18 protein-coding genes are annotated in these 20033 nt (G+C 62.4%); 9 read left to right on the top strand and 9 right to left on the bottom strand.

From position 1 onward, the window contains the following. The first annotated feature begins 151 nt into the window (after window positions 1–151). The 5 genes from P0R31_RS10250 (at window position 152) to P0R31_RS10270 (ending at window position 5428) form a co-directional block, all read left to right on the top strand. The gene (locus P0R31_RS10250; protein ID WP_275513970.1) at window positions 152–778 is read left to right on the top strand and encodes an NUDIX hydrolase; all 627 of its coding nucleotides are present in this window, start codon (window positions 152–154) and stop codon (window positions 776–778) included. Continuing rightward, window positions 747–2729: a B12-binding domain-containing radical SAM protein gene (locus tag P0R31_RS10255; protein ID WP_275513971.1), complete on the top strand. Its 1983-nt coding sequence runs from the start codon at window positions 747–749 to the stop codon at window positions 2727–2729. The genes P0R31_RS10250 and P0R31_RS10255 overlap by 32 nt, the downstream gene beginning before the upstream one ends. A 52-nt stretch (window positions 2730–2781) precedes the next feature. Next, the gene (locus P0R31_RS10260) at window positions 2782–3720 is read left to right on the top strand and encodes an aldo/keto reductase (protein WP_275513972.1); all 939 of its coding nucleotides are present in this window, start codon (window positions 2782–2784) and stop codon (window positions 3718–3720) included. A gap of 167 nt (window positions 3721–3887) precedes the next feature. Continuing rightward, complete coding sequence (locus tag P0R31_RS10265; RefSeq protein WP_275513973.1) at window positions 3888–4661, top strand: ABC transporter permease; 774 nt, start codon at window positions 3888–3890, stop codon at window positions 4659–4661. A 14-nt stretch (window positions 4662–4675) separates the two neighbouring features. Further along, window positions 4676–5428: an ABC transporter ATP-binding protein gene (locus P0R31_RS10270; protein WP_275513974.1), complete on the top strand. Its 753-nt coding sequence runs from the start codon at window positions 4676–4678 to the stop codon at window positions 5426–5428. A 35-nt stretch (window positions 5429–5463) separates the two neighbouring features. Here the strand turns inward: P0R31_RS10270 and P0R31_RS10275 are convergent, their stop codons facing one another. From P0R31_RS10275 to P0R31_RS10290, 4 genes are all read right to left on the bottom strand, one after another. After that, entirely contained in the window at window positions 5464–6978 is a 1515-nt protein-coding gene (locus P0R31_RS10275; protein ID WP_275513975.1) for an MBOAT family O-acyltransferase, read from the bottom strand. 3 nt (window positions 6979–6981) lie between these two features. Further along, window positions 6982–9141: a hypothetical protein gene (locus P0R31_RS10280; RefSeq protein WP_275513976.1), complete on the bottom strand. Its 2160-nt coding sequence runs from the start codon at window positions 9139–9141 to the stop codon at window positions 6982–6984. A 244-nt stretch (window positions 9142–9385) separates the two neighbouring features. Next, complete coding sequence (locus P0R31_RS10285; protein ID WP_275513977.1) at window positions 9386–9697, bottom strand: hypothetical protein; 312 nt, start codon at window positions 9695–9697, stop codon at window positions 9386–9388. A gap of 191 nt (window positions 9698–9888) precedes the next feature. After that, complete coding sequence (locus tag P0R31_RS10290; protein WP_275513978.1) at window positions 9889–10404, bottom strand: tyrosine-type recombinase/integrase; 516 nt, start codon at window positions 10402–10404, stop codon at window positions 9889–9891. Window positions 10405–10743: 339 nt separating this feature from the next. Here P0R31_RS10290 and dusA point away from each other — a divergent pair, with 339 nt between their 5' ends. Further along, complete coding sequence (dusA, locus tag P0R31_RS10295; RefSeq protein ID WP_275513979.1) at window positions 10744–11736, top strand: tRNA dihydrouridine(20/20a) synthase DusA; 993 nt, start codon at window positions 10744–10746, stop codon at window positions 11734–11736. 106 nt (window positions 11737–11842) lie between these two features. Here dusA and P0R31_RS10300 read toward each other — a convergent pair whose 3' ends face one another. The 5 genes from P0R31_RS10300 to P0R31_RS10320 form a co-directional block, all read right to left on the bottom strand. Then, on the bottom strand, window positions 11843–12397 hold the full coding sequence (locus tag P0R31_RS10300; protein WP_275513980.1) for a TIGR02281 family clan AA aspartic protease: 555 nt from the start codon (window positions 12395–12397) through the stop codon (window positions 11843–11845). A gap of 28 nt (window positions 12398–12425) precedes the next feature. Further along, window positions 12426–12629: a DUF1289 domain-containing protein gene (locus tag P0R31_RS10305; protein ID WP_036022214.1), complete on the bottom strand. Its 204-nt coding sequence runs from the start codon at window positions 12627–12629 to the stop codon at window positions 12426–12428. Between the two features lie 44 nt (window positions 12630–12673). After that, window positions 12674–14269 (bottom strand): sensor histidine kinase, encoded by a 1596-nt coding sequence (locus P0R31_RS10310; RefSeq protein WP_036001601.1) that lies wholly within the window; start codon window positions 14267–14269, stop codon window positions 12674–12676. 162 nt (window positions 14270–14431) lie between these two features. Next, complete coding sequence (locus P0R31_RS10315; RefSeq protein WP_430516816.1) at window positions 14432–15865, bottom strand: sodium:proton antiporter; 1434 nt, start codon at window positions 15863–15865, stop codon at window positions 14432–14434. Window positions 15866–15983: 118 nt separating this feature from the next. Further along, entirely contained in the window at window positions 15984–16856 is an 873-nt protein-coding gene (locus tag P0R31_RS10320) for an NAD(P)-dependent oxidoreductase (RefSeq protein WP_275513981.1), read from the bottom strand. Window positions 16857–17038: 182 nt separating this feature from the next. Between P0R31_RS10320 and P0R31_RS10325 the strand changes: the two genes are divergently transcribed. The 3 genes from P0R31_RS10325 to P0R31_RS10335 all read left to right on the top strand — a co-directional run bounded on the left by P0R31_RS10325 (window position 17039) and on the right by P0R31_RS10335 (window position 19960). Further along, entirely contained in the window at window positions 17039–17476 is a 438-nt protein-coding gene (locus P0R31_RS10325; RefSeq protein ID WP_275513982.1) for a VOC family protein, read from the top strand. Between the two features lie 53 nt (window positions 17477–17529). After that, a complete protein-coding gene (locus tag P0R31_RS10330) occupies window positions 17530–18666 on the top strand; it encodes an Mrp/NBP35 family ATP-binding protein (protein WP_275513983.1) in 1137 nt (378 codons plus the stop codon). A gap of 205 nt (window positions 18667–18871) precedes the next feature. Beyond that, entirely contained in the window at window positions 18872–19960 is a 1089-nt protein-coding gene (locus P0R31_RS10335) for a TRAP transporter substrate-binding protein (RefSeq protein WP_275513984.1), read from the top strand. Window positions 19961–20033 lie beyond the last annotated feature (73 nt).

Genomic DNA, 20033 nt, shown 5'->3' on the forward strand with positions numbered 1-20033 from the left:
GGGGTCGCGCTTCCCAGGGGGCCGTGACGAATTAGCCTGCTGTTGCCGATCTCGATCGACAAAGGCGTTGGTGCCTGTCGCTGTCTGCCTCATTCTCGACTGGGTGCCAAAATGCGCACGGTCCATCAATCGAACAACGTGATTCTGCCAAATGACGGGTGAGTTCAAGACCGTATTTCAGACGCCCTGGTTTGAGATCAGGACCGTCGACCCAGGCCAAGAGCCGAGCGGAACGACGGAGCCCTACTATGTCGTGGTCCGTCCGAGTGGCGTCATTGCCTTCGTGCTCGATCGCGAGGGAGCAGTCGTCCTGGTCGAGCAGTACCGCCCGCCGCTTGGGCGGGTGACTCTGGAGATGCCGGCGGGATCGGTGGATGCGGGGGAGACGCTCGAGACCGCCGTTGCGCGAGAGGTTCTGGAAGAGACCGGGCTGGTCTGCGAGCATTGGCACTTGATAACTCCGTGCCGCCTGGCCCTTCAGCGGGAGGACGTGGTCGACCATTTTTTCGTGGGCCTGGGAGCCCATGAAGCGGAGGGATTCCAACGGACGGAACGTGGAACCGTACGGTTCCTGCCACGATCCGAGCTGCTCGACCTGGTGAAATCCCACCGTTTTGACCAGACCGCGGCCCTCGGCGGGCTCTATGTGGCCGAGAAGTTATTTGGTATTGACTTGTTGACGGCCGATCTGGCGTGTATCCAATCGGCCATGATTACTTCAGCGGGTGAGGGTCTGGGAACTGACGATGGTTCGGATCGGGCTCGTCCAGATCAATAATAGCTTTTCCGGTCAGAATTACCTGCCGTATTCGATTGCTTGCCTGCAATCCTACGCTGAGCACCGGCTGCCGCCCGGCAAGTTCGAATTCCTTCCGATGATCTACAAGCGGATTCCGGTGTCGGAGATCGTGGACCGGGTGGAAGGTGCCGACGTCGTCGGCTTCAGTGTCTATGTGTGGAACGCCAGAATATCGCTCGAGGCGGCGCGCCGCATCAAACAGCTTCACCCGAACCGGTTGGTGATCTTTGGCGGGCCGCACGTGCCCGATCATGCCGAAAGCTTTCTGCGCAGCAATCCGTTCATCGATCTCGTCGTTCACAACGAGGGCGAGAAGACCTTCGTTGAGCTGCTGAGCCGGCTTCCGGAGCGCGACTGGAGCGGAATTCGCGGCATCAGTTACATCGACGCGGCCGGTGACTTCGTGCGCGCCGCGCCCGTCGAGCGGATGCGCGATCTGGAAGAGCTGCCGTCGCCGTTCCTGAACGGTATCTTCGATGATCTGATCGCCCGCAACCCGGACGAGCAGTGGATCGGTCTGTGGGAGACCAATCGCGGCTGTCCGTTCCAGTGTACGTTCTGCGACTGGGGCTCGGCGACTGCCGGCAAGGTGACAAAGTTCGAATTCGATCGTCTGCATCGTGAGCTCGATTGGTTCGCCGCGCACGAGGTCAAATATATCTTCGTCTGCGACGCCAATTTCGGCATTCAGAAGCGCGACGTCGAGATCGCGGAGGCGGTGGCCGCCATCCGTGAGCGCACGGGATTTCCGCATGGGTTCTCGGTGCAGAACACCAAGAACGCCACCGAGCGCGCCTACCAGACCCAGAAGATTCTGGCGGACGCGAAGCTGAACAAGGGCGTCGCGTTGTCGATGCAGAGTCTAGATCCGACCACGCTCAAGAACATCAAGCGCGACAATATCTCGCTGGAGACCTATTTCGAGCTGGCGCGGCGCTTCACGGCCGACAAGGTCGAGACCTATAGCGATATTATCCTCGGGCTGCCCGGCGAGACCTATGACACGTTCCGGAACGGCGTCGACAAGCTGATCCGGCTTGGTCAGCACAACCGCGTGCAGTTCAACAATCTCACCATTCTGCCAAACGCGGAAATGGGCAACCCCGACTATCTCGAGAAGTTCGGGATGGTGACGGTGCAGTCCGAGATCATCAACATCCACGGCACGCGCGAAGAGATGCCCGACGATGTGCCCGAGGTGCAGGACCTCGTGATCTCGACCTATTCGTTGCCACCGGAGGATTGGCGCAAGACGCGGGTGTTCGGCTGGATGGCGGCCTTCCTGCATTTCGACAAGCTGCTGCAACTGCCGATGATGGTGGCATGCGAGCTCGGCGGGCTCGCCTATCGCGACATCATCGATGCGTTCCTGGCGGCTTCGAAGGAAGAATATCCCGTCATTCACGGCATACGCGAGTTCTTCGACAGCGAGGCACTGTCGATGCAGCACGGCGGGCCGGAATACGTCTATTCGAAGGAATGGCTCGGGATCTATTGGCCGGCTGACGAATACGCGTTCATCAAGTTGACTGCAGAAGGTCGGCTGCGGACGTTCTATGCGGAGGCGGAGTGCCTGCTGCCGGATCTGCTCGCAAAGTCGATGGTCGATCAATCCTGGCCGCTGCTCGAAGGCGCGGTGAAGGAGGCGATCAAGCTCAACGCAGCCTTGATCTCGCAACCCTTCGTGCTCGACGATCTCAGGATGTCCACGCGCTACAACGTCCTCGAATTCTGCGACAATGTGCGCAAGGGCGCGCCGGCGGCGTTGCGCGAGGCGCCGTCCGAGGTGTTGATCGAGCGTAGCAAGTCTCGCTATTCCGATATCCTCGACTGGTGCCGTGAAGTCGTGTGGTGGGGCAACAAGAAGGGCGCCTATCTCTATGTCAACCGCAGTATCCCGGCCGAGCCGCAGCTCGCCGGACATTACTGACCCTCAGTAGCGGGCCACGCCCTTGCGCTATCGGCCGCTCGGCTCAACCGGAATGATGGTTTCTGCCATCGGCTTCGGGGCCTGGGGGATCGGGGGCTGCACGCCGGGCGCCACGTCCTACGGCGAGACCGACGATCAGGAATCGCTTCGCGCTCTCAACGCCGCGTTCGATCACGGGATCACCTTCTACGATACGTCGAATGTTTACGGAGACGGTCACAGCGAAGAGCTGATCGGCGCGTGCTTTGCGGGGCGCCGAAGCGATGTCATCATCGCGACCAAGGCCGGCATCACGGCGTCCTATCGTGGATATGACTTCCACCCTGCGGCGTTGCGGACGTCGCTCGAAGGCAGTCTGCGCCGGATGCGGACCGACTACGTTGACGTGCTCCAGCTCCACAATGGCACGCCGGACACCGTCATTGGCGGCTCCGAGGTCGTGGAGTTGATGCAGCGCTTCGTGGCCGAGGGCAAGGTCAGGTGCTGGGGCATCTCGACGCTCTCGCCGGATGATGCGCTCGCGCTGATCGATGTGGCCGGCGTCGGGTGCCTTCAGGTCAACTGCAATATGCTGGACTGGCGTGCGATCGATGCCGGATTGCCGGGGCAGGCGGCATCGCGGGGCATTGGCATTATCGCCCGCACGCCGCTCGCCTCGGGATTTCTGGCCGGAGGCATCGGCAAGGACACCCTGTTTCCCGCCAATGATCACCGCAGCAGATGGCCACGAGATCGGATCGTCACCTGGATCGATGCCGCCGAAGCGGTCGTCGGCAGCCTCGATCTGGCCGATACGCCCGGGAATCGCGCTGCATTGGCTTTGCGGTTTTGTCTTACGGTGGACGGTGTTGCCACGGTGATTCCAGGCATGCTAACGCGTAGCGAAGTCTTGGCCAGCGTCGCGGCGTGCGAACAGGGGGCGCTTGGGCGAGATGCCATGCTGAGCATCGAAGGCGTCTATCGCCGCTACGAAGCCCGCTTGCGGGCCTGACGACCGGAGTGATCTCGCGGGCGCATTGCCAGTTCTTTTGCGCGGGCGTCTCGTCCGGTCTGCCCGTTGGGTGCGATATGGAGCGCGGCGCCTGAGGCGGGGCGTGCACGAAGTCGGGAGTGGTCTTGGTCTCAACCGTTGTAAAGCCGATATCAGAGCCGCATCCCATGGCGTCAGCGATCCGCGGGGGCTTGAACACGTTGTCCAATGCCCTGAGCTGGGCATGGCTCGACACGGTTTGCCAGTATCGGCGGTCGAGGATCGGTCCCCTGTGGGAGACGCTCAACGTTCTCGTGATGCTGTTGGGCCTGAGCGTCGTCTCGTCGGCAATCTTCGGCAGCAGCGTCTCCGACATCATCGCCTATGTCGGCGTCGGCATCATCGTGTGGTCGGCCATATCGGCGCTGGTCATCGAAGGGGGTGGCGTCTTCGTCAGAAATGCCGGCTATCTCAGCAATTCCACGCTCGGTCTTGGTCTCTATGTCGGCCGGACCGTCTTCAAGATCATGATCACCTTCGGCCATCACGCCATCATCTATGTGCTCGGCCTCGTGTTTGCGCTCGTCCCGCTCGGTTGGACGAGCCTGCTGGCGATCCCCGGTATCATCCTGCTGTTCGTCAATGGCTTCTGGGTCGTGATGGTGCTCGGATTCATTTGCGCGCGGTACCGCGATGTCGAGCTGATCGTGCGCAACTTGATGCAGCTTGCTTTCTTCGTGACGCCGGTATTCTGGAATTATCGGCAGATCGCCAGCAACCGGCAGTTTCTCGTCGAATACAACGTGCTGTTCTATTTCATCGAGATCATACGCAATCCTCTCCTCGGCGAGGTCCCGCCGCTGACGCACTATCTGACGGTGCTCGGCGTGACCGTCGCCGGCTATGGCCTCGCATTCCTGGTGTACCGCCGGATGCGCGGTCAACTCGCGTTCTGCGTCTAGGGCACGGCTGACCGATGGCTCATGTTCGTCTGAAGAACGTCAACGTCAGCATCCCGATCTACGACAGCCATGCGCTCCGCCTGGTCCGCCTGCCGTCGTTCAGCAATGCCCGGGTCGGCTCCGACTCGGCAAGCCGCACCAATGGCATCATCGTCATTCATGCCCTGAAGAACCTGTCGCTCGACCTGGAAGAGGGCGACCGTGTCTGCCTGATCGGCCACAACGGTGCAGGCAAGACCACCCTGTTGCGGCTGGTTGCCGGAATCTACCCGACCTCGACCGGTTCGGTGGACGTGAAGGGAAGCGCGTTCACGCTGCTCAGCGGCAGCATCGCGCTCAATGCCGATGCGACCGGATATGAGAACATCAGGCTGATCGCGAATCTCTACAACTGGCCGAGCGACGAGTATCAGGACCTAGTGCGCGACATCGAGGAGTTCACGGAGCTCGGCATCTATTTGTCGTTACCGACGCGCGTCTACTCGGCAGGCATGCAGGCGCGGCTCTCGTTCGCGCTTGCGACCGCCCAGAATCCGGACATCCTGTTGATCGACGAAGGCATCGGCGCCGGCGATGCGCACTTCCAGGAGAAGGCGCGCGAGCGCGTGAACCAGTTCGTCAGCCGCGCTCGCATTCTGCTGCTCGCGTCGCATTCAAAAGATCTGTGCCGGTTGATGTGCACCAAGGCGCTGGTGCTGTCCAAGGGCGAGAGCGTCTTCTTCGGCGGCGTCGAGGAAGGCTTCGCATTCTATGAGCAGATGGGCTAGGTCGTCGGCATGGGGCGGCCGGAGGCCACGCTGCCTCAGAAGGTGAAGTAGATGAATTCGCTGACGCGATTGGCCGCCACCAGATTGTAGGTGAAGGCAACGCCGAACAGCAGGCCAAGCGCCGTCGCCCATCCCAGCGTCGGACGCCAGGCCAGCCGGGCATTCTTCGAACGGCCTTCGCCAAGCAGGAACTGCTGGGTGTTCGGCAGCCCCCACGCGATCGCGAATGCCGCGACAAACCAGCTGAGCAAAAGTCCGCCGGCGAGCCAGTTGTCTTCAACGCTGACCCCGAGCGCCTTCAGCGTCTCCGAGAGGCCAGGAGCTGCGTCGAGGAGGGGACCGTGGAGCCAGCCGTGCAGTCCCCTCATGCCGTCGAAAATGCGATGCGCGGCATCGAAGCTCTCGGCGCGGAAGAAGACCCAGGCGAGCGCGACCAGGAAAAAGGTGGCAACCCGCGCAATCCATTCCCGGAAGCCATTGGCCTCGCGCTCGCCGCGAAGATTTCGCCAGGCGTGATTGACGAGCAGGAACAGGCCATGCAACCCGCCCCAGGCGACGAACGTCCAATTGGCCCCATGCCAAAGGCCGCCGATCAGCATGGTGAGCATGACGTTGACATAGCGCCGGGCCGGGCCGGACCGGTTGCCACCCAGCGGAATGTAGACGTAGTCGCGCAGGAACAGCGACAGCGTGATATGCCAGCGCCGCCAGAAGTCGATGATGCTCGTCGCCTTGTAGGGTGAGTTGAAATTGAAGGGGAGCACGACGCCGAACATCAGGCCAAGCCCGATCGCCATGTCCGAATAGCCGGAGAAGTCGAAGTAGATCTGGAATGTGTAGGCCAGGGCGGCTCCCCAAGCGTTGAGGAAGCCGGGCGTTCCGCCGCTCGCGGCCGAGGCGAACACCGGTGTCGCGTAAGCGGCCATGCTGTCCGCGATGATGGTCTTCTTGAACAGGCCGAACAGCAGGAAGCTGATGCCGAGCGCGAAGTTCTGCCAGGAGAACAGCGCGAAAGCCGGCGCGGAAAACTGCGGCAGCAGCTGATGCGGGCGGATGATGGGCCCGGCGATCAGATGAGGAAAGAAGCTGACGAACAACGAATAGCGCGCCAGCGAGGATTCAGCTTGTTTCCGTTGCCGGGTCTCGATCAGATAGCTGATCTGCTCGAACGTGTAGAAGGAGATGCCGACCGGCAGCGCAATGGTTGGGATGACGAACGATGCCGAGAACAATTGGTCGATGCTGGAGACGATCAGGCCGGTGTACTTGAAGTAGCCGATCAGCGCGAGATTGAGCACGATGCCGCCGATCAGCCAGGCTCGCGAATTCAGGCCGGCGTGTGCGATCGCGTAGCCGAAGAAGAAATTCACGGCCACGGAAACGAGGAAGAGGCCGAAGTTAAACAGGCTCGAATAGGCATAGAAGACCAGGCACGCCGCCAGCAGGAACAGCAACGCGGCATTCCGCCCTCGCCACCAACCGAGCAGGTAAAAGCCAACGAGCGTGATCGGCAGGAAGACGAACAGGAAGATGGGCGAGTTGAACAGCAAGGTTCACCAACAAGTCGCTTTGCTTTGACGATTCTGAACCTTGGGGCCTTGAGTTGCGGCCGAGATCTGCGTTGCAAATCCGGAATTGGTCGCCGCCCAATCGGCAATTCCCGCCCGGCTGTGGGCGAGGTGCGCATCGATATTCTCACGCGTGAGGCGGACGCCAAAATCGGCGGGCAGCGCGGATTCCGGACGATCCAAGATGCGATCGAGGATGAGATCGCCGGCCGTATGGCGGTAATGGGAAAACTCCCAGAACCAGCGCATCGGCGTCAGGTCGATGCGTTCTGGAACGACTTCACGCGTGACGGAGCTAGCGTCGCTGAAGTCCCACAGGAGAAATGGTTTGCGATCGGCGCGCGCTGCCTCCTCTTCATTGATGCGGACCAATTCCCGCTGCCAGAATTCGTATCGGTCGGAGAGGCCGAGCGCCACGAATAGGTGCCGAACCGATGTATGGAGCGGCGTCATGAAGAGCCGCAGATCGGTTTCCTTTTCATGGGCCCGCCGAACGAGGAAGCGGAAGGCCTCGAAACTGCTCATTCCGGTGTCGGGGTTGCTGAAACAATACATATATCGCGGTGGCATGAGCCAGATGTACCACCGCCAGCTCAGGATGTTGTTGCGGAAAACGCGGCCATTTCCGCCGTTCTTGCGCATGCTGTCGTCCTGCCAGTCCCAGATGCGCATGCCACGGCCGTTGAAGGGCAGGGGCTCCGATTGCCCGCGAAGCGTCGCGAGCGTATCGCGCACGGCGGTTGTCGAAAGAACCAGGCGGAAGAGCTCGCCGATCTGGAACGCAGCTTTCTCGAGCCTTTGCGAATGCGACAATAGCGCGTCCCCAAAATCGGCGGACGGGAATCCACCCGTCAGCCCCTGCTTTTGACCGACTGCCGCGTAGTGCGAGTAGCCGTCGCTATATTCGCCAAGCGCTAATCTGACACGGGCAACGGGGTTTCTGGACAGATAGCTCGCCTCGTCCCAGCCATCGGGAGGGAAGCCGCCCATCCGCTTTTCAGCTCGTCCGGCCGCCAGATAGTGGTGATAACCGCTCAGAAAAGAACCTTGCGAAACCTGATATTCGACGTCGCGGTTGACTTGAAGATATCTCGTTTCGCTCCAGACCTTCGGCGTGAAGCCGCCTTCGCGACGTTCCTGTTTGCCAGCGGCGAGGTAGTGGTGATAGCTGCTGATGAAGGTGCCGCGGGTGACCTCCGCTTTCACGTCGGGGTTGACGCGCAGATAAAGCTCTTCGTTCCAGTCGGGCGGTGGTGTGCCGTCCTGCCGGCCTTCGGCGCGCCCGGCGGCAAGATAATGGTGATAGCCGCTGACGAAGGTGCCTCGCCGAACTTCCGCGGCGACATCGGGATAGATCCGAAGATATTGCGCCTCGTTCCAGCCAGGCGTCGGCACTCCGGTCTGCCGACCTTCGGCGCGCCCGGCGGCGAGATAGTGATGATAGCCGCTGGTGAACGTGCCGCGACGCACTTCGGCGGCGACATCAGGGTGAAGCCGCAAATAGAGAGCCTCATTCCAGTCGATAGAGGGGCTGCTCTCCGCCATCCCTGCTTGCGTGCATTTCTCGGGTTCGGCATTTCTGCAAACGGGATCGGCGGTGGCCTCCGTTCGAGGTGCCAGCTGAGCCTCCGAGCGGGCCACTTCGCCGGGCGCAGGTGTCGCAGCGGAGGCGGAAGGCTTCTTGTTGCTATCGGGCCGGCGCGCGGCAAGCTCGGTTGTCAGAAAATCAGCGAACGCCCGAACTCCGTCGCCTGAAAATCGGCTCTCCAGATATGCCTGGTCACGCGGAAAGAAGATATTGAAGCCGAAGAAATCCAGGCCGATCACGGCTTGCTTGAGCGGTGCGACTGATTGTGCGTGGAGAAACGCCAGCATGACCTCGTAGCTCGTGGCCGATGGCAGGCCGAAGTTGAAGACGTTCTTGCCGTTCCATCCGGGATGCTGCGGATCGAGCGCGACCTCGGCGCGGGAACTCCCCAACATGATCGCCTCGGGCTTGATCCGTCGCACCTGATACGGCTTCACAGCGGGAACGTGATTTTCGTATCGTGGCCGTACGACATTGATCCCCGGAATGTCAGGGGTCCCAAACACGTAATAGGGATCGACCAATACGATGAGCGCGGAGAGGGCGAGCGGAGGCATCGCTACAAATCCAATGAACCCGACAGTAAAGCGTCGAAAACTGGAGCGGGTTGGCGATGGGGAATCGGCAGCTTTGCTGGTCGCAGAGACGAATGCGCTCACCTTGGTCGTGACTCACTTTGAGTTGACAGCGGAGGTTGAGTGCAACGTATCGAAGGACTCTGGGAGGGTCAAATGGGCACGAACGCGTACAGGAGCAAGCCACCGGCACGTTGCTTGCGGCTGACGGTGTTGAGCCTTCGGGTCACGGTCTGCAGCAGGAATTTGCATTGACAACCAGGAGTTGACGGCCACCTGATCCCTGATTTCCGTTTGGTTGCGACGAGATACGGATGTTCTTGCCTGAGACGCGGACGCCGAAATCGGCCGGCAGGGCGCGTTCCGACGGATCAAATGCCACCACTCGATCGAGAATGGAGATTGCCCGCCGTTCTGCGGCGCGGCGGCGGGCGCTACCGGCGGCTTTTCCGCCAGCTCGTAGAAGCAGCCAAGCAGCTGATGATTGCGCGAGCGCCTTGTCGCTGTTCGAGATCGCGATATCGGCCAGGCTCGCCAATCGTAGCGCTTCGGTATTGGCAGCCGAGGAGACCTCGAGCTTCCCAAGATCATGCCTTCAGTCGCGCCCAGCATGCGAGTGATGAGGACACCAGCACCAGATTGAGTTCTCTCGTGATGACCCGAAGTGCTGTGCATGAGAACGTCGGAGCGATGCCGACGTCAGCCGAGCTGAGCCGAAGCCGCGTAGCATCAGATTGCCGGTCTCTGGTCCACGGGGAGGGCCCACCCGAGAAGCGAGCCTGATGACGACAGCAGGTCGGAGTGGTTTCCGTCTTTGCGTCGAGGATATTTGCGGTCGCGAATAGTGACGGTTCGCTTCGACATGTCGACATCAGACCACTCGATCCGGCAAATCTCCGCTTGGCGCATTGCAGTCGCGACTGCGAAGCGAACAATTCTACCTAGGGGTAGAAATTGTTGCGGATTAGACTCGGCGTATCTAATCAGCCGATCGAGTTCGTCTTGAGCAAGGCGCCGATCTCGTTCATTAGACTTCCCGACTAGATCCAGATGCTTGAGCGCAGCTCTAACGAGTTGAACATTGTCAAGGGAATCGTCGATGCCATGGACGGCGGCGGCGTGGAGTTGGATCGTTCGGATGAATGAGAAGTCGATCGCGAGCGTCGCCGGCCCCGCGCCCTCGGTAGCTCGCTTTCGTCCGGGTTTGCCGACCTGTGCAAGATCGTCGAGGTGCAGCGCGATCAATCGGAGAAGATCTAAGGCTGTTCAAAAGGGCGGGACCGCCGGATCGGGGTCCCACGATCGATGGAGCGCTCCACATCAAGAGCCCACTCCTCAGCATCGCGGCGCCGAACGAACGTGGTTGCGACATACTCGTTCTTCCTCCTGACCTGAACGCGCCAGCTTCCCGATTTGAGTTTTGTAAAGGTCGGCATTGCGTGTGCGCTGCACCCCAATTTCGTGTGCGCTACGTGTGCACCGGGAGATCAAATGCGGTACAAACGTGTGCAATTTTGGCTAGTTTGGAGTGCACACGTGTGCACTTGCCCCTGTTCTAGTCCGTTGAAATGATAGGGTAAGTATTTGGAATATCAAGACTATCGCTTTTCCGTGGCGCCCATGATGGATTGGACCGACCGGCATTGCCGGGTGTTCCACCGTCACCTGACGCGGCGGGGATTGCTTTACACCGAGATGCTGACGACCGGCGCGATCGTTCATGGCGACCGGGTGCGGCTGCTTGGGTTCGACGCGGTCGAGCACCCCGTGGCGCTTCAGCTCGGCGGATCGGATCCGCGCGAGCTCGCGGCGGCGGCACGGATCGGCGAGGACTTTGGTTATGACGAGATCAATCTCAATGTCGGCTGCCCGTCCGATCGTGTGAAGGATGGCCGTTTCGGCGCCTGTCTAATGGCCGAGCCGGAGCTGGTGGCGAGGTGCGTCGACGCGATGAAGCGCGTGGTCGCCGTTCCCGTCACGGTGAAGTGCCGCATCGGCATCGACGATCAGGATCCGGAGGTCGCGCTCGATGCGCTCGCGCGTGCGGTGGTCGCCGCAGGCTGCGATGCGTTGATCGTGCACGCCCGCAAGGCCTGGCTCAACGGCCTGTCGCCGAAGGAGAACCGCGATATCCCGCCGCTCGACTATGATCGCGTCTACCGGCTCAAGCGCGCGATGCCCGATGTGCCCGTCATCATCAATGGCGGCATTCGGAGCATCGACGAGGCAAAGGCGCATCTTGCCCATGTCGACGGCGTGATGCTCGGCCGCGCCGCCTATCAGGAGCCGTGGCGGCTGCTCGCGGTCGACCACGAAATCTTTGGCGGGCCGGCGCCGCACGCCACCATGCAGGACGCTCTCGAGGCGATGATGCCCTACATCGAAGAGCAGCTCGCGCACGGCACGCGGCTGCACGCGATCACGCGGCATTTCGTCGGCGCATTTCATGCTGTGCCCGGCGCGCGTGCGTTCCGCCGGCATCTGGCCGAGCAGGGTGTGAAGCCCGGCGCCGGTCTCGACGTGCTGCGCGAGGCGATCACGCGAGTCGGTGCGCGCGCGCCGGCTGAGGCGGCCTAAGTGAGCGGGAGCATGATCCGAAAAAGTGCGCAGCGGTTTTCCGAAAAGATCAGGTTCAAGCAATAACCTAAAGCGCGATGACGATTCATCCTAATCGCATCGCGCTTTAGTCCACCGCCGTACGCGCGCGGCGGGGACTGCGCTGCAGCTCCGGATACCCTGTCAGCATCAGCGTGTCGGCGCGCACGCCCCAGCTTTCCAGCCGGTCGAGGAAGCTCATGCCGAGCAGATTGGTCTTCATCTGACCGCGCTGCACGACAAGGGCCGGCACCGACTTCTCGACCAGTTTGCCGACGGCGAGACGGTCGAGCGTGAGCCGGGCCGCCTTGGTGTGGCCGCCCGCGGTCTCGAGATCGACGTCGTATTCAAGCATTTCGAGCGGCAGCCCGATCGCCCTTGCGGTTTCCCAGGTCAGCACCACCGACGTCGCGCCGGTATCGATCACCATCGGCGCAGTGACGCCGTTGATCTTCGCGCGCAGCGTGAATTCGCCGCCCTGGCCGCGCGGGATCTGCACGGCCGGCGCTGGGGAGGCGGCTTGTGCGCGAAAAATATGCGAGACCTTGTGGCTGGCGCGCGCAATCTGGTCGGGATCGCCATAGGCGACGACGGCACCTGCCGTGCCGGCGAGCATGATCAGAACGAGCAGGAAGCGGATCATCGCGCGCCTCCAAGGGCACGCAGGCGGATCAGACGTGCTTTGGGGATCCAGCGATCGGCACCAGTCCGGCTTCCGTCATGCGCTCCGGCAAGAGGGCCATGATCGCGCGCCGGTCCGCGCTCTCCATGGCGTGCCAGCGTGCGATCTCCGGCAAGGTGCGGCCGCAGCCGAAGCACAGCTTGGTCTTGGGATCGATCATGCACACGGCGACGCACGGCGTTTCTTTGCTCATACGGACATAGTGAGGGATGATCGGGCATGTCTGCAAGCATCTCGTTAAGAGCCTGTGCCGGCACTCATGATCGGCTTGTGCCGCGGCCGGCGTTTCTCGTCCGGCACGACGGAGCTCTCCGGCTGGAGCGGTGGAGAATCGTCCGAGAGTGGGGCAAGCGCGCTCATCACGCGCTCCGGCGGGAACGTGACGATCACCTCGGTGCCGATGCGCAGCTTCGATTTCAACGTGAACGTGCCGCCGTGCAGGTCGATCAGGTTCTTGGCGATCGGCAGGCCGAGGCCGGCGCCCTGTTCAGCCGACTTGATCGAATTGGAGCCCTGGCCGAACGAGGCGAGCACGACCGGGATCTCGTCCTCGGGAATGCCGGAGCCGGAATCCCTCACCGAGAGATATTGTCCGCCGGAGGCGGTCCAGCCGGCCTTGAGCCAGATCTCGCCGCCCTGCGGGGTGAACTTGATCGAGTTGGAGAGCAGGTTGAGCACGACCTGGCGGATCGCGCGCTCGTCGGCCCAGAGCCGCGGCATCGCCTGCTCGAACACTTCGTGGATGGTGATGCCGCGGCTCGAGGCACGCAGCTTCATCAGATGATGGCAATCGGCGACGATGCCGACCAGGGACACCGCTTCCTCGTTGAGCTCGTAACGGCCGGCTTCGATCCGCGACAGATCGAGGATCTCGTTGATGAGGTTGAGCAGGTGCACGCCGGAATTATGGATGTCGGCGGAATATTCCTTGTAGACCGGTACCGCATGCGCGCCGAAAATCTCGCTCTTCATCACCTCTGAGAAGCCGAGGATGGCGTTCAGCGGCGTCCGCAGCTCGTGGCTCATCTGCGCGAGGAAGCGCGACTTGGCGACGTTGGCGGCTTCGGCGCGGTGGCGCGCTTCGTCCGAGATCGCCTTGGCCTGCTCCAGCTCGCCGATCAGCGCGTCCTTTTCCGCTCGCGCTTCCAGCGTGGCGAAGGTCGAGGAGTGCAGGCGGTGCGCCAGCAGCACGAAATAGCCTTCGGCGGCGAGCGACAACGCTGCCAGGATGTAATTGTCCAGCGATCCGGTCGTCACGAAGCTCAGCGCCATCGCAACCGCGACCGGCGCGGTGGCGGCAAGAGCTGCAATCGGTAGATTGGCCGCGAGCATGCTCGATACTGCGATCACCAGCAGCATCAAGAACATCATCAGCGTTTCCGTGACCATGTCGAGCACGGGATGGATCAGGATCGCCATCCAGCACAGGCCATAGAGCAGGTCGAGCACGACGAAGCGCGTCCGCCATGCGCGCGTCGCGGCCGGCGAGGCGGGCTCGGTCAGGAAGCGCCGGCAACTGCGGATCATGGCGCTGTGGATGCAGAGCATGCCGGCGGTCCAGGCCGCGGCCGGGATCGGCTGCATCCATAGCCCGAACAGCACGCCGGTCGCCACCACCAAGAGCATCACGACATAGGAGGCCGACAGCCGCGTCTGGGCGTATTGCCGCAGCATCTCGGCGTCGAAAGCCGGCCGGGTTCCACTGGTCGACGTTAACTTGTCGCGCGCCTCGCGCACCCGCTGCGCCGCAGCCCTTCGGCTGCTCGCCGATGGCGCGCTCACCGGCTCGGCCGGAAGCTGCACGACCTCGGGCTTTTCAGCGGGGTTACTCATCAAGCAACACGGATTCCTGCCCACGCCGGACGCGGGCTTTCTGCATTGTCTATCTCTGGCAAGAAATCCTTAAGAGCTGACTTAAGGAGCTAAAGAATTACGTTAACCGAGCGTTAATTCATACGCAGTCCGGGCGGCCGCTTTCATCAACCCGCGCTTCGATCATCTGAAGAAAACGAGCGTGACCAACCCGAAGACCGGCAGCAGCAGGACGGAGGTCCAGGCCATGTATCCGAAGAAGCCGGGCATTGCGACACCACCCGCTCGGGCAATTGCGTACACCATGAAATTGGGCGCGTTGCCGATGTAGGAGTTTGCGCCCATGAACACCGCACCGGCGGAAATCGCGGCAAGGGTCAAGGCGCCGTTCGTCATCAGATGCTTGGCATCGCCTCCGGCAAGCTCAAAGAAGACCAGATAGGTCGGCGCATTGTCGAGAAAGGATGAGAGCAGGCCGGTCAACCAGAAATATGCGGCATTGTTCGGCGTGCCGTCTGCGTTGGTGACCATGTTTACGACGGAGGCAAACGCGCCGGATTTGCCGGCGTTGAGAATCGCAAGCACGGGGATGATGGTGATGAAGATCGCGGCAAACAGCTTTGCTACTTCGATCATCGGACCCCAGGAGAAGCCGTTCGCGTCGTGGTCCTCCTTCGAGGTGACGGCGAGAGATGCGAACACGACTCCGATCATCACGGCGTCGCGCAGGAGATTCTGCAGCTGGAGGTGCGTGCCGAGAACTTCAAATCCGCCGAGGTCGAGCTTGGCACTCAAGAGGATCGCAGCGATGATGACTCCCATCAAAGCGAAGTTGAGGCCGCCGCTGATCCGCAAGGGATTGTCCGGAGTCGGGTCCGGTTTGACGCGGCCTTCCTTGCGATAGAGATACGTATCGATGCAAAAGAACAGGGCGAGCAGAATCCAGGCTGCGAACGTGGTCTGGGGGAACAGGTGTGTCGTCGTCCAGAAAAAGTCCACGCCGCGCAGGAACCCCAAAAACAGCGGCGGATCTCCCAGTGGCGTGAGCGAGCCGCCGATGTTGGACACCAGAAAGATGAAGAAGATCACGACGTGCGCGTTGTGCCGCCGATCGTCATTGGCGCGAATGACTGGTCGGATCATGACCATAGAGGCGCCGGTCGTGCCGATGACGCTCGCGATCAGAGTGCCGAGAGCGAGCAGCAGCGTATTCAGGACGGGGGAGCCGTGAAGATTGCCGCGCACCACGATTCCGCCGGCGACGGTAAACAGAGCGAGGAGCAGCAGAATGAACGGGACGTATTCGAGCAGCGCCGTATGAACGAGCGCTTGGACGGTTGGAAGCGGGCCGTACCAGATTGCAAGCGGCAGCGCGATCAGGGTGGCCCACATCGCGGCAATCTTGCCTTGGTGATGCTCCCAGAAGTGAGGCGCGGCGAGCGGAAATATGGCGATCGAGAGCAGCATCCCCGCGAATGGAAGTGCCCATTGCGGGCCAATGCTGGCACCATCGAGCGATGCGGCGAGCGCATGCGAAGGTGATGCCAGCAGGGCCAGGAGCGCGACCGGGAGCAGGCGCGCAACAACAGCAAGGATGGCGGCGATCACGTTAGGCAAGGCTTCCCCCCGGAAGTCTATGATTGTATCGGTCGGCGCGCTTTACGGAACGCCGTCGCGACGGATGTCGCGACGACGTTCAAGGTCGGCTGCGCCCGGACCGGGCCGCAGCAGGGCGTCAACGTTGCAGGCGCGCGAGCAGGCTCGACGTATCCCAGCGCTTGCCGCCCATCTTCTCGACCTCGGAATAGAACTGATCGACGAGCGCGGTCACCGGCAGATTGGCGCCGTTGCGGCGGGCCTCGGCCAGCGAGATCGAGAGGTCCTTGCGCATCCATTCGACGGCGAAGCCGAAATCGTACTTGCCCTCGTTCATGGTCTTGTATCGGTTTTCCATCTGCCAGGACTGCGCGGCCCCTTTCGAGATGGTCTCGATCACTGCGGCGACGTCCAGGCCACTCTTCTTGGCGAAATGGATGCCCTCGGAGAGGCCCTGCACCAGACCGGCGATGCAGATCTGGTTGACCATCTTGGTCAGCTGGCCGCTTCCGGCGGGCCCGAGCAGCTTGCACATCCGCGCATAGGCGCCCGTGATGATCGGCTCTGCCCCGGAATAGGCCTCCTGCGTGCCCCCGCACATCACCGTCAGCACGCCGTTCTCGGCGCCGGCCTGGCCGCCGGAGACGGGGGCGTCGATGAATTTGAAACCGGCCTTGGTGGCGGCCGCGTCCAGCTCACGCGCGACCTCGGCGGAGGCGGTGGTGTGGTCGATGAAGGTCGCACCCTTCTTCATGCCGGCGAAGGCGCCGTCGGGGCCGATCGTGACCGCGCGCAGATCGTTGTCGTTGCCGACGCAGCACATCACGAAATCCTGCCCCTCGGCGGCGGCCTTCGGGGTCGGTGCGGTCTTGCCGCCGAACTTGTCCGCCCATTCCTTCGCCTTCGCCGCGGTGCGGTTGTAGACGGTGACCTCATGGCCCCCTTTTTTCACGAGGTGTCCGGCCATGGGGAAGCCCATCACGCCAAGACCGAGGAAAGCGACTTTAGCCATAGTGGTACCTTGTCCGTAGTTCGGGTTTACGGTTCTTGCCAAGCGAGGGATGCCTGGGTTCCGCGGTGAGGCGGACCGGAGGCGCACCATAAACCCTTGAGGCCAGAGGGCAACGGCTTCGTTTGGCTGCCTGCCGTGCTAGGGTGGCGACCTCAAGGACTTCAAAACAAGGGAGCGAAAGCATGGGCGGCGTGAGCGTGGGCGTTCTCGATCATTTCAACATCCGGACCCGGAATCTGGCCGAGACCGTCCGCTTCTACGAAGACGTGCTGGGCCTGGAAAAAGGCGCGCGGCCGAACTTCGCCTTCCCGGGCGCCTGGATGTACAGCGAGGGCAGGCCGGTGGTTCACCTCGTCGACATTTCCCCGACCGACGAGCCACAAAAGCCGGATTCCGGCGTTGTCCACCATGTCGCCTTCGCCAGTCGCGGCTTTGACGGTATGAAACAGCGGCTGGCGTCAAAAAAGATCAAGTTCGAGGCCCGCCAGGTGCCCGGCGGCGATCTCTGGCAGATCTTCGTCCACGACCCCAACGGGGTCATGATCGAGCTGAACTACGAGGCCGCCCGGGAGCAGGGGGCGGCGCCGGCCGAAAAGGCGGACGATATCGGCAGACAGTAGCCTTTTGGGCGTTTCCGCTCTAATGGGGCATCCTCAACTGCAGGAGATGCGCTTTGAGCGTGACGCAGCAACAGGTTCTCGATAGCCTCGCCAGGGTCCAGTCGCCCCGCGGGGTCGCGCTCCCCCATGCCAATGTGCTGAGCGCGATCAGCGCCTCCGACGGCAAGGTATTCTTCTCGATCAATGTCGACGCCGCCGAAGCAAGGGCCTGGGAATCCGTTCGGGCCGAAGCTGAGGCAGCCGTGCGCAGCATTCCCGGCGTCACCACCGTCATGGTGGCGCTGACCGCCGAGCGCAAGCCGGGCTCCGCGCCGCCGCCACCCCCGCAGCCGAGCCGCGGCGCGCCCGGCGTGCAGCCGGCCCATGCCCACAAGCCGCCGCAGGGCGGTGGGTCCCCGATGGCGCGGCAATCGGAAATTCCCGGCGTTGCCGCCGTGATCGCGGTCGCCTCCGGCAAGGGCGGCGTCGGCAAGTCGACCACGGCGCTCAATCTGGCGCTCGGCCTGCGCGACCTCGGCCTCAAGGTCGGGCTGCTCGATGCCGATATCTACGGCCCCTCGGTGCCGCGCCTGACGGGCCTGCGCGACAAGCCGGAGCTGAACGACGAGCGCAAGATGATTCCGCTTCGGCGCTTCGGGCTCGCGATCATGTCGATCGGCTTCCTGGTCGAGGAGGAGACCGCGATGATCTGGCGCGGCCCGATGGTGATGTCGGCGGTGACGCAGATGCTGCGCGACGTCGAATGGGGCAAGCTCGACGTGCTGGTCGTCGACATGCCGCCGGGCACCGGCGATGCCCAGCTCACGCTGGCGCAGAACGTGCCGCTCAAGGGCGCCGTGATCGTCTCGACCCCGCAGGACCTCTCCCTGATCGACGCGCGGCGGGGGCTTGCCATGTTCAAGAAGGTCAACGTGCCCGTGCTCGGGATTGTGGAGAACATGAGCTACTTCCAATGTCCGCATTGCGGCACGAGGTCGGACATTTTCGGCCATGGCGGCGCCCGGCATGAGGCCGAGAAGCTCGGGGTCCCATTCCTCGGCGAGATCCCCCTGCACATGGCGATTCGCGCCACCTCGGACGCCGGCAATCCCGTGGTTGACAGCGAGCCGGAAGGCCCTCATGCGGCGATCTACCGCGCCATTGCCGGCCAGGTCCGGGACCAGCTCAAGGGCGTCATTGCGACGGCCTGACCGGTAGCCGCGGCAAGCTCCGGGGACATGCGACTTTCGTAGAGCCCCGTCATGCCATTGTCGCGTTCCGAAACCGGGCTGGCCGTGTTAAAGGCGCACGGCAGTCAAGCCCCTTCGGTTCGACGCGACTATCCACGCGTCGCCGGAATGAGCGGCGGCATAAGAGAAGTTAAGGGGAAACGCCCCAGCAAGGAGAGACCTGAATATGAAGCGTCGTGATTTTCTCAAAGTGTCGGCAGCAGGCGCGGCGGCGACCGCAGTGGCCTCGCCGGCGATCGCACAGTCCTCGCCCGAGGTGAAGTGGCGCCTGACTTCGAGCTTCCCGAAGTCGCTCGATACCATCTATGGCGGCGCCGAGCAGGTGGCGAAGTACGTCGCCGAGATGACCGACAACAAGTTCCAGATCCAGGTGTTCGCGGCCGGCGAAATCGTCCCCGGCCTCCAGGCGCTCGATGCGACCTCGAACGGCACGGTCGATATGTGCCACACCGTGTCCTACTACTACGTCGGCAAGGACCCGACCTTCGCAATCTTCGCCTCGGTGCCGTTCGGCCTCAACGCGCGCCAGCAGAATTCGTGGCTTTACCAGGGCGGCGGCAACGAGCTTGCCAACGAGTTCTTCAAGAAGTCGAACGTGATCGGCTTTCCCTGCGGCAACACCGGCGCGCAGATGGGCGGCTGGTTCCGCAAGGAGATCAAGACCGTCGCCGACCTCTCCGGCCTGAAGATGCGCATCGGCGGCATCGCCGGCCAGGTGTTTCAGAAGGTCGGCGTGGTGCCGCAGCAGCTCGCCGGCGGCGACATCTATCCCGCGCTGGAGAAGGGCACCATCGACGCGGCCGAGTGGGTCGGGCCCTACGATGACGAGAAGCTCGGCTTCGCCAAGGTCGCCAAGTACTACTACTATCCGGGCTTCTGGGAAGGCGGTCCGACCGTGCATGCCTTCGCCAACCTGGAAAAGTTCAGTGCGCTGCCGAAGAGCTACCAGGCGATCCTCACCAATGCGACGGCCAACGCCAACGCCTGGATGGCCGCGCGCTACGACATGCAGAATCCGGCGGCGCTGAAGCGCCTGGTCGCCGGTGGCACCCAGCTTCGTCCGTTCACCAACGAGGTGCTGGAAGCCTGCCTCAAGTCGACCAACGAGCTGTGGGCTGAGATCTCGGGCAAGAACGCCGACTTCAAGAAGGCGATCGACGCCATGCAGGCCTACCGCTCCGACGAATATCTGTGGTGGCAGGTCGCCGAATATACCTACGACAGCTTCATGATCCGCTCCCGCACCCGCGGCTGATCTACGGCTGAGGTCGTAAGACCGGAAAAGCCCGGCCTCGCTCGCGAGGCCGGGCTTTTTCTTTTGCCGCAGT

It is taken from the genome of Bradyrhizobium yuanmingense (assembly GCF_029167105.1).
Taxonomy (GTDB): Bacteria; Pseudomonadota; Alphaproteobacteria; order Rhizobiales; family Xanthobacteraceae; genus Bradyrhizobium; species Bradyrhizobium yuanmingense_A.

Bases quoted from the DNA above. Each gene is read 5' to 3' on its own strand.
- P0R31_RS10250 (WP_275513970.1), top strand. From the start codon at position 152: ATGACGGGTGAGTTCAAGACCGTATTTCAGACGCCCTGGTTTGAGATC.
- P0R31_RS10255 (WP_275513971.1), top strand. From the start codon at position 747: ATGGTTCGGATCGGGCTCGTCCAGATCAATAATAGCTTTTCCGGTCAG.
- P0R31_RS10260 (WP_275513972.1), top strand. From the start codon at position 2,782: ATGATGGTTTCTGCCATCGGCTTCGGGGCCTGGGGGATCGGGGGCTGC.
- P0R31_RS10265 (WP_275513973.1), top strand. From the start codon at position 3,888: ATGGCGTCAGCGATCCGCGGGGGCTTGAACACGTTGTCCAATGCCCTG.
- P0R31_RS10270 (WP_275513974.1), top strand. From the start codon at position 4,676: ATGGCTCATGTTCGTCTGAAGAACGTCAACGTCAGCATCCCGATCTAC.
- P0R31_RS10280 (WP_275513976.1), bottom strand. From the start codon at position 9,141: ATGCCTCCGCTCGCCCTCTCCGCGCTCATCGTATTGGTCGATCCCTAT.
- P0R31_RS10300 (WP_275513980.1), bottom strand. From the start codon at position 12,397: ATGATCCGCTTCCTGCTCGTTCTGATCATGCTCGCCGGCACGGCAGGT.
- P0R31_RS10305 (WP_036022214.1), bottom strand. From the start codon at position 12,629: ATGAGCAAAGAAACGCCGTGCGTCGCCGTGTGCATGATCGATCCCAAG.
- P0R31_RS10310 (WP_036001601.1), bottom strand. From the start codon at position 14,269: ATGAGTAACCCCGCTGAAAAGCCCGAGGTCGTGCAGCTTCCGGCCGAG.
- P0R31_RS10320 (WP_275513981.1), bottom strand. From the start codon at position 16,856: ATGGCTAAAGTCGCTTTCCTCGGTCTTGGCGTGATGGGCTTCCCCATG.
- P0R31_RS10325 (WP_275513982.1), top strand. From the start codon at position 17,039: ATGGGCGGCGTGAGCGTGGGCGTTCTCGATCATTTCAACATCCGGACC.
- P0R31_RS10335 (WP_275513984.1), top strand. From the start codon at position 18,872: ATGAAGCGTCGTGATTTTCTCAAAGTGTCGGCAGCAGGCGCGGCGGCG.